12 protein-coding genes are annotated in these 12,044 nt (G+C 71.6%); 1 reads left to right on the top strand and 11 read right to left on the bottom strand.

Annotated elements, in window-relative coordinates; translation table 11 throughout:
* Positions 1-18 precede the first annotated feature (18 nt).
* From rsfS to rplU, 9 genes are all read right to left on the bottom strand, one after another.
* A complete protein-coding gene (gene rsfS, locus EDF63_RS13350; protein WP_111084542.1) occupies positions 19-393 on the bottom strand; it encodes a ribosome silencing factor in 375 nt (124 codons plus the stop codon).
* Between the two features lie 132 nt (positions 394-525).
* Positions 526-2,028, bottom strand: coding sequence for a hypothetical protein (locus tag EDF63_RS13345; RefSeq protein WP_123313482.1), 1,503 nt, complete (start codon positions 2,026-2,028; stop codon positions 526-528).
* Positions 2,025-2,624 carry a nicotinate-nucleotide adenylyltransferase gene (gene nadD, locus EDF63_RS13340; RefSeq protein ID WP_111084540.1) on the bottom strand — a complete coding sequence of 200 codons (600 nt, stop codon included), beginning with the start codon at positions 2,622-2,624 and terminating at the stop codon, positions 2,025-2,027. Before nadD ends, EDF63_RS13345 begins: the two co-directional genes overlap by 4 nt.
* Before the next feature lie 10 nt (positions 2,625-2,634).
* Positions 2,635-2,835, bottom strand: coding sequence for a hypothetical protein (locus EDF63_RS13335; RefSeq protein WP_111084539.1), 201 nt, complete (start codon positions 2,833-2,835; stop codon positions 2,635-2,637).
* A gap of 41 nt (positions 2,836-2,876) precedes the next feature.
* Positions 2,877-4,142 carry a glutamate-5-semialdehyde dehydrogenase gene (locus EDF63_RS13330; RefSeq protein ID WP_123313481.1) on the bottom strand — a complete coding sequence of 422 codons (1,266 nt, stop codon included), beginning with the start codon at positions 4,140-4,142 and terminating at the stop codon, positions 2,877-2,879.
* A gap of 76 nt (positions 4,143-4,218) precedes the next feature.
* Positions 4,219-5,037 (bottom strand): glutamate 5-kinase, encoded by an 819-nt coding sequence (proB, locus tag EDF63_RS13325; protein WP_260233112.1) that lies wholly within the window; start codon positions 5,035-5,037, stop codon positions 4,219-4,221.
* A 7-nt stretch (positions 5,038-5,044) separates the two neighbouring features.
* Positions 5,045-6,610: a GTPase ObgE gene (gene obgE, locus EDF63_RS13320; RefSeq protein ID WP_123313480.1), complete on the bottom strand. Its 1,566-nt coding sequence runs from the start codon at positions 6,608-6,610 to the stop codon at positions 5,045-5,047.
* Positions 6,611-6,742: 132 nt separating this feature from the next.
* Positions 6,743-6,994: a 50S ribosomal protein L27 gene (rpmA, locus tag EDF63_RS13315; protein ID WP_071257351.1), complete on the bottom strand. Its 252-nt coding sequence runs from the start codon at positions 6,992-6,994 to the stop codon at positions 6,743-6,745.
* Positions 6,995-7,006: 12 nt separating this feature from the next.
* Complete coding sequence (rplU, locus tag EDF63_RS13310; protein ID WP_123313479.1) at positions 7,007-7,315, bottom strand: 50S ribosomal protein L21; 309 nt, start codon at positions 7,313-7,315, stop codon at positions 7,007-7,009.
* A 179-nt stretch (positions 7,316-7,494) separates the two neighbouring features.
* Here rplU and EDF63_RS13305 point away from each other — a divergent pair, with 179 nt between their 5' ends.
* Positions 7,495-7,767, top strand: coding sequence for a DUF4031 domain-containing protein (locus tag EDF63_RS13305; protein ID WP_123313478.1), 273 nt, complete (start codon positions 7,495-7,497; stop codon positions 7,765-7,767).
* A gap of 304 nt (positions 7,768-8,071) precedes the next feature.
* Here the strand turns inward: EDF63_RS13305 and EDF63_RS18725 are convergent, their stop codons facing one another.
* Both EDF63_RS18725 and EDF63_RS13295 read right to left on the bottom strand, forming a co-directional pair.
* On the bottom strand, positions 8,072-9,061 hold the full coding sequence (locus EDF63_RS18725; protein ID WP_185021438.1) for a hypothetical protein: 990 nt from the start codon (positions 9,059-9,061) through the stop codon (positions 8,072-8,074).
* 2 nt (positions 9,062-9,063) lie between these two features.
* Positions 9,064-11,973 (bottom strand): Rne/Rng family ribonuclease, encoded by a 2,910-nt coding sequence (locus EDF63_RS13295; RefSeq protein ID WP_123313477.1) that lies wholly within the window; start codon positions 11,971-11,973, stop codon positions 9,064-9,066.
* Positions 11,974-12,044 lie beyond the last annotated feature (71 nt).

Genomic DNA, 12,044 nt, shown 5'->3' with positions numbered 1-12,044 from the left:
ACCCGGGCGCGTCGCTGATCAGGCGGTGTGGTCCACCGGGAGCTCGAGCGGGATGGTCGGGCAGTCGGCCCAGAGACGCTCGAGCGAGTAGTACTGGCGGTCTTCGTCGTGGAAGACGTGCACCACGATGTCGCCGACGTCGATGAGGACCCAGCGGCCCTCGCTCCGGCCTTCGCGGCGGAGGGTCTTGGCGCCGAGCTCGAGGAGGCGCTCCTCGACCGCATCGGCGATGGACTGCACGTTGCGCTCGTTCCGACCGGTTGCGAGCAGGAACACGTCCGTGAGCTGCAACGGCCCGGTCACATCGAGCGCGACGAGGTCCTCGGCCTGCTTGGCGTCGGCCGCGAGAGCGGCGGCCTGCACGAGTTCCAGTGCGCGAGTGGAGGCGGTCACGGATTCCTTCCGGTCGTCGACCCGGCAGGGAGCCGGATCGCTTGGTGGGTCACGATCATAAGCCACCCCGCCGACAGCGGCCAGGCCAGGGGCGGCGGGGTGGTGCACGACGGACGTCGGGGAGGGCGGCGGTCAGCCGCCCATGTGGGTGGTGAGGAGGGCGGTGATGATGACACCGGCCGCTGCCAGTCCGACCGCACCCACCGTGACGCCGAGGATGAGCGGCGTGCGCGACTCCTTCGGCTTCGCGGCGGCGAGGACGACCTGGCGGGTCGAGGTGTGGCTGGACACGGCACGGCTGGCGCGCACCGGGCTGGCGTCGGTCTCCGGCTGCTCGTCGTGCTGCTCGAGCAGGCGGTCGACCTCGGCGCCGTCGATCGGCCGGTGCGACCCGGTCGACGAGAGCGACGCGGGCAGGTCGATCGATCCGGTGAGGATCACCTCGCCCGTCGCGTTCAGCGCACCGGTCGGGTCGGCGAGGGCCGAGTTCGGCAGGATGATCGCGTTGGTGTCGGTGACCGCGATCCGGCGGGTGCCGGTCGAGTCGTCGTGCACCTCGGCGTCGTTCGAGCCGTGCGCCTGCTGCGACCAGTGCCCGACGGGCGGCTCGAAGGCCGTCGTCACGGGCTTCGGCTCGGACGGCCGCTGGAAGGACGCGGGGACCTTCGGGGGCTCGGTCCGTGCGGGTTCCGGGATCGGGACCTCGTTGGTGTCGTCGTCCTCTGGGTCGAGGGACAGCGGGAACACCGCCGGGGTCGACGGCGCGCCGTCCGGGATCCCCGGGAGCGGCGTGGCCGAGGGGTGCTCGAGCGGGGCGACGTCGGCCGGTGTCTCCGCGTCGGTCTGCGCCTCGTCGGCGCCCGTCTCGTCGGCGCCCGTCTCGTCGATGCCCGTCTGGTCGGTGTTCGACTGGTCGGTGTTCGGCTGCTCGCTGGGCGTCCCTGCGGCAACCTCGTCCGTGGACCCGGCTGCAGGCTGTGCGTCGGAAGCGTCGTCGGCTGGCGGTGACCAGGTCGACCGGTGGCGCCGGGGCTCCTCGGCGTGCGCAGCGGCTTCGTCGAGCGGCTCGAGGGCGTCGGGCGACCCGTCGGCCTCGGTGGCCTGGGCGACCGCAGCCTCGTCGAGGACCGTGGGGCCCTCGGGACCGGACGGCTCGTCCGCGGCGCGCGGCGCCGAGGTCGGCTCGATGGTGTCGACCGAGCCGAGGACGTCCTCGACGGTGCGGTCGGAGGACTGCGGCGTCGGGTTCTGCAGTGGTACCGGCAGGACCGCCTGGTTCTCGGCGGCGCGCTGCTGGCGGATCTGGCGGCGGGTCAGACCACCGCTACCGGGGACGATCTCGGTCGCGGAAGCCGGCGGGAACGGCGACACCCCGGCCGCGGGCACGGAGGTCACCGGCACGGAGGGCGCCGAGGCCGGCGTGCCCGTCGCGGCGGATGCCGGTGCAGCGGACTGGGTCGGACCGCCGGGGGCGGGTGCCACGTGCGAACCGGGCCGCGGACGGGGTTCCGTCGACTCGGCGGGTGCGGCGACGGTCGGTGGCGGCGTTGCGGGCTGCGAACCGGCTGCTGCGGCACGCTCCCGCTCGCGCGCCTGGCGCCGCGACAGGGGCGGCTGCGCGTCGGACGAACTCATGCAACGCTCCGATACAGGTGGTGCTTGGAGATGTACTGGACGACCCCGTCGGGGACCAGGTACCAGACGGGGGAACCACGTCTCACCCGGTCGCGGCAGTCGGTCGACGAGATGGCCAGTGCGGGGACTTCGAGCAAGCTTACGTCTCGCTCGGGGAGTCCACTGATGCTCAGGTCGTGTCCCGGACGCGTCACAGCGACGAAGTGCGCGAGGTCCCAGAGACCATCATGGTCTTTCCAGTCGACAATCTGCTGAACGGCGTCTGCGCCCGAGATGAAGACGAGCTGCGCGTCGGGCCGCTGTTCGTGCAGGTCGCGGAGCGTGTCGACCGTGTACGTCGGGCCGGGGCGGTCGATGTCGACGCGGCTCACCGTGAACATCGGGTTCGATGCGGTCGCGATGACCGTCATCAGGTAGCGGTGCTCGGCATCCGTGACGCCGGACTTCATGTACGGCTGCCCCGTGGGGACGAACACGACCTCGTCGAGGTCGAACGCCCGAGCCACCTCTGACGCCGCGACGAGGTGACCGTGGTGGATGGGGTCGAACGTGCCGCCCATCACCCCGATGCGCGGCCGTCCGGTGCTCTCGAGCATCGAGTGCAGATCAGATCTTGGTGTGGCCGAACTCGTCGACACCCGTCTCGTGGTGGCGGGTCGCCTCGAACTTCTGCGAGTGGCGGTACGCCACGTCGCGGAAGCTCCAGGTGACGAAGCCCAGGAAGACGAAGAACAGCGCACCGACGAGCGGGAACACGAACGCCGGGGCCCCGGAGGCGTGCTCAGCAGCTTCTGCGAGGAAGGTCATCGTTCGGTGCTCCGTTCGGTCGGGGAAAGACGCCGTTCAGTCTAGCCGCGGATCTGGCCGTTCCCGCGCACGATCCACTTGGTGCTCGTGAGCTCCGGCAACCCCATCGGACCACGGGCGTGCAGCTTCTGCGTCGAGATGCCCACCTCGGCGCCGAAACCGAACTCGCCGCCGTCGGTGAAGCGCGTCGAGGCGTTCACCATCACGACCGCCGAGTCCACCGTCGCCAGGAACCGCTCGGCCGTGTCGACGTCGTTCGTCACGATCGACTCGGTGTGGTGGGTGGACCAGCGCGCGATGTGCGCCATCGCGGCGTCGACGTCCGGCACGACGCGGATCGACAGGTCGAGGTCCATCGACTCGGTCGCCCAGTCCTCGTCGGTGGCGCGGAGCACGCCCGGCACGATCGCCCGGGTGGCGTCGTCGCCGCGCAGCGTGACCCCGGAGGCGCGGAGCCGGTCCGCCAGCACGGGCAGGAGCCGCTCGGCGGCCTGCTCGTGCACCAGCAGGGTCTCGAGGGCGTTGCACACGCTCGGCCGCTGCACCTTGCTGTTCAGGACGATGTCGACGGCGCGCTGCTCGGGGGCGGACGCATCGAGGAACACGTGCACGACGCCGGCACCCGTCTCGATCACGGGGACCTGTGACTCGGTGACGACGGTCTGGATGAGCGAGGCGCTGCCACGCGGGATGAGGACGTCGACCAGGCCCCGGGCGCGCATCAGCTCCGTGGCGCCGGCGCGGCCGAACTCGTCGATGGTCTGCACGAGCTCGCGCGGCAGGCCGACCGACTCCACCGCGTCCTGGATGCGGGCCACGAGCACCGCGTTCGTCCGCTGGGCCGCCGATCCACCGCGGAGCACGACGGCGTTGCCGGACTTCAGCGCGAGCGAGGCGATGTCGACCGTGACGTTCGGGCGTGCTTCGTAGATGGCACCGACGACCCCGAACGGCACCCGCACCTGCGTCAGCTGCAGGCCGTTCGGCAGCAGCGAGCCGCGGAGGTGCTCCCCCACCGGGTCCTGCAGACCGACGACGGCCTCGACCGCGGTGGCCAGCGCCTCGATGCGTGCGGGGTCGAGCCGGAGACGGTCGACGAGCCCGGACGACAGGCCGCTCTCCTCGCCCGCGACCAGGTCACCGTGGTTCGCGGCGACGATCTCGTCCGTGGCGGCGCGGACGCCGGCGGCGATCGCCACGAGGGCGGCGTCCTTGACCGCCGTCGTCGCGGTCGCGAGGGCCGACGAAGCGGTGCGGGCCGCCACGAGCGTGTCGGTCAGGGTCGGGGCGGGCGCGATCGACGACATGGACCGATCCTAGGCCCGAGGCGATCCCGTGTGACGGACGCGACCCCGGCCTCCCGACCGCTGGGGACGACGCGTGTCAGGAACGGGGCGCCGCGTGGAACCAGGTGCCCACGTGCTCGCCCGACAGGGCGCGGTCGACGAGCGCCGTGGCGGTCACCAGGACCGACGTGCCCGCCTCGGCCGCGAGCCGTGCGGCAGCGACCTTCGTGCCGGCACCCCCGGTCCCCACGCCGGACTTGCCGACGGAGCCGAAGGTGACGCCGGCGAGCTCGTCGCCGAACGGGACCTCGTCGATGCGCTCGGCGCCGGGCTGCTCGGGGGGCTTCGTGTACAGGGCCTCGACGTCGGACAGCAGCACCAGGGCGTCGGCACCGAGCAGCCGCGCCACCAGGGCAGCGAGCCGGTCGTTGTCGCCGAAGCGGATCTCGTGCGTGGCGACGGTGTCGTTCTCGTTCACGATCGGCAGTACCCGCAGGGCGAGCAGGCGGTCGACGGCGCGCTGCGCGTTCACCCGGTGCGTCGGGTTCTGCAGGTCACCGGCGGTCAGCAGGATCTGCGCCGCGACGACCCGGTGCCGGTCGAGTTCCTTCTGGTACCGGAACATCAGGACGTTCTGGCCGGTCGCCGCGGCGGCCTGCTGCGTGGCGAGGTCGTCCGGACGGCCCTCGAGCCCGAGGAACGGGAACCCGGTGGCGATCGCGCCGGACGACACGAGCACGACCTCGGTGCCCCGGCCGTACGCCGCGGACAGGGCGTCCACCAGTGGTCCGATCTGACCGGCGGCGTCACCGCTGACCGACGACGAGCCGACCTTCACCACGATCCGACGCGCACGCGGGATGTCCTCGCGCCGGGTGACGGGTCCGAGGTCGGTGCGGGCGGTCGTGTCGGTCATGCCGCGGTCAGTCCTTCTGGTCGCTGGTCGTCTCGAGGTCGTCGCTCGTCTCGAGGTCGTCGCTGGTCACGACGTCGTCGTTCACCCAGAGGCCGGCGACGCGCTCCTGCTCGAGCTCGGCACGGGCGGCCGCCTTGGCGTCCATCCGCTCGAAGTACTCCTCGCGACGCTCGTTGCGGGTCGGACGCGACGTCGCGCCGATGCGGGCGTCGGTGCCTCGGGCGCTCGTGATGAGCTCCGCCGTCGAGGTGAGCGTCGGCTCCCAGTCGAAGACCATGCCGCCGTCGCCGCCGATCACGACGGTCGAGCCGGCGACGGCGCCGGCCTTGAACAGGCCGTCCTCGACACCGAGCTTCGCGAGCCGGTCGGCCAGGAAGCCGATCGCTTCTTCGTTGGTGAAGTCGGTCTGCTGCACCCACCGCTCGGGCTTCGCACCGCGCACGCGGTAGAAGCGGTGCTCCTCGCCGCCCTCGGCACGGACCGTGAAGCCCTGGTCGTTGACCGCGCGGGGGCGGATGACGATGCGCTCGACGACCGGCTCGGCCGCGCGCTTCGCACGACCCTGCTCGACGACCTCGGCCAGCGCGAACGTCAGCTCACGCAGGCCCTTGTGCGACGCGGTGGAGATCGGGAACACGCGGTAGCCGCGGCCCTCGAGCTCGGCGGTGACGAACTCGGCGAGCTCGGCGGCGTCCGGCACGTCGATCTTGTTGAGCGCGATGAGCTGCGGACGCTCGAGCAGCGGCACCTGGCCCTCGGGGACCGGGTAGCGCTCGAGCTCACCGAGGATGACGTCGAGGTCGCTGATCGGGTCGCGACCCGGGTCCATCGTCGCGCAGTCGATGACGTGCAGCAGGGCTTCGCAGCGCTCGACGTGCCGCAGGAACTCGAGGCCGAGGCCCTTGCCCTCCGACGCGCCCTCGATCAGACCGGGGACGTCGGCGACCGTGAAGCGGCTCTCGCCCGACTCGACGACGCCGAGGTTGGGGGTGAGCGTGGTGAAGGGGTAGTCGGCGATCTTCGGCTTCGCGGCCGAGATCGCCGCGATGAGCGAGGACTTGCCGGCGCTCGGGAACCCGACGAGGGCGACGTCGGCGATGGTCTTCAGCTCGAGGCTGATGTCACCCGCCCAGCCCTCGGTGCCGAGGAGCGCGAAGCCGGGGGCCTTGCGCTTGGTGGTGGAGAGCGCCGCGTTGCCGAGACCGCCCTGCCCACCGGGGGCCACGACGACGCGCATCCCGGGTTCGGTCAGGTCGGCGATGACCTCGCCGGCCTCGTCGTACACGACGGTGCCGATCGGGAGCGGGAGCTCCTGGACCTCGCCGCTCACACCACTGCGGTGGTCACCCATGCCGGGCTGACCGTTCTTGGACGAACGGTGCGGCGAGCGGTGGTAGCCGAGCAGCGTGGTGACCTGCGGGTCGGCCACGAGCACGATGTCGCCGCCGTCACCGCCGTTGCCACCGTCGGGCCCGGCGAGGGGCTTGAACTTCTCACGGCGGACCGAGACGCAACCGTTGCCGCCCTTCCCCGCGCTGAGGTGCAGGGTCACGCGGTCGACGAAGGTCGCCATGGTTCCACTCCTGGAAGGTCGTTGTGCCGACGGGATCCGTCAGCGCGTTGTGCCGACGGCATCCGTCGGCGGGAAAAGCGAAGGAGGGGCGGGCACTCGGCCCGCCCCTCCCGCTGAAGCTGATCTTCGCGACTACGCGTTGACGATGTTGATGACCTTGCGGCCACCCTTGGTGCCGAACTCGACCGAACCGGCCGAGAGGGCGAACAGCGTGTCGTCGCCACCGCGGCCGACGTTGGCGCCCGGGTGGAAGTGGGTCCCACGCTGGCGGATGATGATCTCGCCGGCGTTGACGACCTCGCCACCGAAGCGCTTCACGCCGAGGCGCTGTGCGTTCGAGTCACGACCGTTGCGAGTGGAACTCGCACCCTTCTTGTGTGCCATGAGCTGACTCCCTTACGCGATCTTGGTGATCTTGACGCGGGTCAGTTCAGCGCGGAAACCCTGGCGCTTCTTGTACCCGGTCTTGTTCTTGAACTTCTGGATGATGACCTTCGGACCGCGCAGGTCGTCGAGCACCTCGGCGGTGACGGTCACGTTGGCGAGCTCGGAAGCCGCCGACGTGATCTTGTCACCGTCCACGAGGAGCACGGGGGCGAGGTCGATGTTGCCCTTGTCGTCCGCCTTGACACGGTCGACGGTCAGGATGGTGCCGACCTCGACCTTTTCCTGACGGCCGCCGGCGCGCACTACTGCGTAAACCACGTGGAAATCCTTACGTAACTCTGCTTGAGGGAAGTCTCGGGTGCCCACTTCTGCACGAGCGGCTCCCGGGAGGCCGGGCCCGATCGGCGACGCAGGCAGAACGGCCCGCTGACACCAGGGATCGAGAATACTCGATCCCCATGGGTCCGGTCAAACGGCGACACACGTACGCTTGCACGGTGACCGTGTTGATCGACCCACCGACGTGGCCCGCTCACGACACTCTGTGGTCGCACCTCGTCAGTGATGAATCCTACGCGGAACTCCACGCGTTCGCTGCACGCGCCGGTGTGCCGCGTCGTGCGTTCGACCACGACCACTACGACGTGCCGCTCGCGAAGTACGACGAACTCGTCGCCGCGGGGGCGTCGGCGGTGTCCGGACGCGAGCTCGTGCTGCGGCTGATCCGCAGCGGGCTGCGCGTGGCGCAGCGCGACAAGCGCGCGCACTGACGCGGGCCACGTGCGTCCGGCACGCACGGTGCGAGGTTCCCGACTCGGTGCGGGGTGTGGCGGCTCGCACGGTGCCCGGAACCTCGCACGGTGCGCACGTGCCCTGGACGTGGCGTCGCACCGTGCGAGGTGAGGCGCGTGGCGGGCGCGGACCGGGCCTCCCGGCCGCACCGTGCGCAGTTCGCCGCAGCGTGCGAGGTTGGTGGCTCGGTGCGGCGCCAGAGGCTCGCACCGCGCCGCGAACGCCGCACCGCCCGGAGAACCTCGCACCGTGCAGCGACCGCGCGTCGACGACCGGGGGGGGTCAGCGGGGCGCTGGACCACCCCACGGCGCGGCCGGCGGCTGCTGGTCCGGACGGGGCTGTGCGCCGTACTGACCGCCGTACTGCCCGTGGGGGTCCGGCTGGACCAGACCCTGTCCGTACGGGCCCTGCTGCGGCTGCTGCGGCCCCGGCTGCACCGTCGCGGGCGGGACGGCGTCTGCGGGCCGCACCGTGCCCGGCAGGCCGGACGTCGGCGCTGCACCGCGGTTCCGTCGCGGGCGGCCGAGCCAGAGCCACGCGGCAGTGGCGGTCGCCAGGAGCATCACCGTGTACGGCACCCCGTTGCGGAGCGGGTTCGTGACGACGTCGATGACCAGGCGGGACCCGCCCGAGGTGATCGCGCCGAACGCGCCGGTGAAGACGCCGACGAGCGCGAGTGCGATCGTCCCCGCGGCGCCGGCGAGCACCGCTCGGAGCAGCACCGTCGGCAGCGGGCTGCGACGGGCGATGGGCGTCAGGAACGCCAGCGCCAGGAAGGCCCCGGCGTAGAACGGGAACGGTGCAAGGAAGACCCCGGCGATGAAGCTGCCGACGAGGCTCGCACCGGCACCGTAGTGCGCGAACGGGCTGACGACGAGCGACGTCCCGATCAGGCCGACGACGCCGGACACGAACTCGACGAGCACGAGCGACACCACGGCGATGAGCGCCCCGGCCGTGTTGTTCACCGAGGCGCCGGGCGCGAAGGCCCGACGCGGGTCGGCCGGCGTGCGCGGCGGCCGTGGCGGGGCGTAGGGCACCCCGGCGGTCGGCTGCGCGCCGTGCGGCGGCTGCCCTCCAGGCTGCCCGCCGCGCGGCGGCTGCCCACCAGGCTGACCACCAGGCTGCCCACCGCGCAGCGGCTTTCCACCAGGCTGCCCACCGGACGGCGGCACGGGACCGCCGGCTCCCCCGGGTCCGGGCGGTGCGGGCTGCTGCCAGCCCGCACCGTAGTACCCACGATCCTGCTGCGGGTCACCGGGGTTCGCCACGCTCAGTTCCCCAGGATGACGGAGCCGTCGGTGTCGTCGCCGGATGCGTCCTCAGTCGTGGCCGGAGCACTGATGCTCGGCGACGACACGCGGCGGGACCGCGAACGGCCCTGGCCCGGCTGCTTCGGCTCCGGCAGCGCCTGGAGCACGGAGTCCAACAGCGACTCGGCGTCCGGGGCCACCTGGCGGGGCTCGCGCTTCGGTGCGGCGTTGAGCGGGATGTCCAGGATCGCGACCGTGTTCTCGGTCGGGGTCACCGTCGCGCTGGAGCTGACCCGACGGCGGGCCGGGGCCTTGGCCTTCGGCTCAGCAGCAGGAGCGGCAGCCGCCGACTGGTCGACAGCCTGACTCCGCGCAGCCTGCTTCGGCTCGTCGCGCTTCGGCGCGGCCTGCTTCGACTCGTCGCGCTTCGGCTCGGCGACGGGCTCCGGCTCGACCGCGGCGGATGCCGACTCGGTGGATGCCGACTCGGTGGCTTCGGTCGTGGCAGCGTTCGACTGCTCACCGCCCCGTCCGCCACGGCCGCCACGGCGCCGACGCTTCGAGCCGCTGGGCTGTTCGCCGGCGTCTGCGGAGTCGGCGGTCACTGCGGGTGCGTCGGCCGAGGTCGGGGCCGCTGCCGAGGTCGGCGATGCCGGCGACTCCTCGTGCGGGATCGTGGAGGCCGCGATCCGGGACAGCGCGTTCTTCACGTCGTCCGTGATCTGGTGCGCCTGGCTCGACTGCCCGTTCGACGAACCCGAGCCACCGCCGGAGTTGCCCCCGCCGTTGCCGTGCCCGTTGCCGCCGTTGCCGCCGTTCCCGTTGCCGCCGTTGCCGCCGTTCCCGGCCGCACCGCTGCGCCCCTTGCGACGCCCCTTGCTCGGGCCCGGGTCGGCGTTGTTGTCGTTGACCTTCGCGTTGACCTCGTCGAGCGACTCGCGCAGGCCGACACCGATCTTCTTGCGGGTCATCTGCACGAGGCCGAGCGAGGTGACCTCGGCGACCTGGTGCTTCGTGCGGTCGCGGCTCAGGCACTCGATCAGGCGACGGAGCACGAGGTCGCGGTTCTCCTCGAGCACCATGTCGATGAAGTCGACGACGATGATGCCGCCGATGTCGCGCAGGCGGAGCTGGCGGACGAGTTCCTCGGCGGCCTCGAGGTTGTTCTTCGTGACGGTCTCCTCGAGGTTGCCCCCGGAGCCGACGAACTTGCCGGTGTTGACGTCGACGACCGTCATGGCCTCGGTGCGGTCGATCACGAGCGAACCACCGGAGGGCAGCCAGACCTTGCGGTCGAGCGCCTTGTCGATCTGCTCGTTCAGGCGGTACTCCTCGAAGGAGTCCGGGCCCTCGTAGCGGACGACGCGGTCCTTCAGGTCGGGTGCGACAGCCGACAGGTACTCGTCGATGGTGCCGCCGGCAGCCTCGCCGTCGATGATGAGCTTCGTGAAGTCCTCGTTGAAGACGTCGCGCACGATCTTGACGAGCAGGTCGGGCTCCGAGTGCAGCATGACCGGGGCCTGGCCACCGGCGACCTTCTTCTGGATGGCCTCCCACTGGCTGGTCAGGCGCTGCACGTCGCGGGTGAGCTGCTCCTCGGTCGCACCTTCGGCAGCGGTGCGCACGATGACGCCCGCGTGCTCCGGCAGGACCTCCTTCAGGATCTTCTTGAGGCGCGCACGCTCGGTGTCGGGCAGCTTGCGCGAGATGCCGTTCATGGAGCCGTTCGGCACGTAGACCAGGTAGCGACCGGGCAGCGAGACCTGGCTCGTCAGACGGGCGCCCTTGTGGCCGACCGGGTCCTTCGTGACCTGGACCAGGACCTTGTCGCCCGGCTTGAGCGCGGCCTCGATGCGACGGCCGTGGCTGGTGTCGACGGAGTTCCAGTCGACCTCGCCGGCGTAGAGCACGGCGTTGCGGCCGCGGCCGATGTCGACGAAGGCTGCCTCCATCGAGGGCAGCACGTTCTGCACCTTGCCGAGGTACACGTTGCCGATGAGCGACACGTTCTCGGACTTGGTGATGTAGTGCTCGGCGAGGATGCCGTCCTCGAGCACGCCGATCTCGATCGTCGACGAGCTGGAGCGGACGATCATCTGACGGTCGACGCTCTCGCGGCGAGCGAGGAACTCGTCCTCGCTCACGACCTGGCGACGACGTCCGGCGTCACGGCCATCGCGGCGACGCTGCTTCTTCGCCTCGAGCCGGGTCGAACCCTTGATGCGCTGCGGCTCGGTGATCAGCTCGGGCTCGCGGCGGCGGGGCTCCTGGTGGTCGCGCGGTTCGCGCGGCGCACGGGACTCGCGGTCGGCGCTGCTCCCCCGACGACGCGAACGACGGCGGGAGCCGCCGGGCTCCTCGTCGTGGTCCTCGCGGTCGAACCGGTCCTCGCGCTCGGAACGGTCGAAGCGGTCGTCACGGTCGTCCTCGTCGCGCTCGTACCGCGCGGCGCGGCGCGGCAGCTCCGGCAGGACGGGGGCGTGGAAGATCAGGCTGAGCGTGCTCGTCGCCTTCGGGACGAACGGCTCGGCCGGGGCGGCGGGTTCGCTCGCCTCGGTCGTCGGCTCGGTCTCCGTCGGACGGGAGGCACCACTCGCCTCCGTCACGTCGGTCGCGGGCTCGGTCGGCTCGGCCGCGACCACCGGCAGGTCGCCGGTCAGCGTGCTCACGTCGTCCGGCTCGGCGCTCTGGGCGGCGACGGCCTCGACCGCGACGGAGACCGTCTCGGCTCCGGTCGGCTCGGCCGCGTCCGCTGCGTCGGCGGACGAACCGTCCGTCAGCGCGGAGGCCTCGTCGACGGCCGGCACCTGCACGGCACCGGCCTGACCCTGCAGGCCGGACGACCGGGCGCGGCGTCCGCCGAACAGGCGGGTCCGACGCTTCGGGGCGTTCTCGTCGTTGGTCGTGTTGTCGTTGTTCTGCTCCACCATGGACTGGCGCACTCCTCGGCCCCACTCGCACCCTTGTCAGGCGGCGGGAATTCTTTGGTTGTGGCGGTGGC

The organism is Curtobacterium sp. JUb34 (assembly GCF_003755065.1).
GTDB lineage: Bacteria > Actinomycetota > Actinomycetes > Actinomycetales > Microbacteriaceae > Curtobacterium.
Note: the sequence above shows the minus strand (reverse complement) of the source record. Positions and strands in the feature narration are given on the sequence as shown.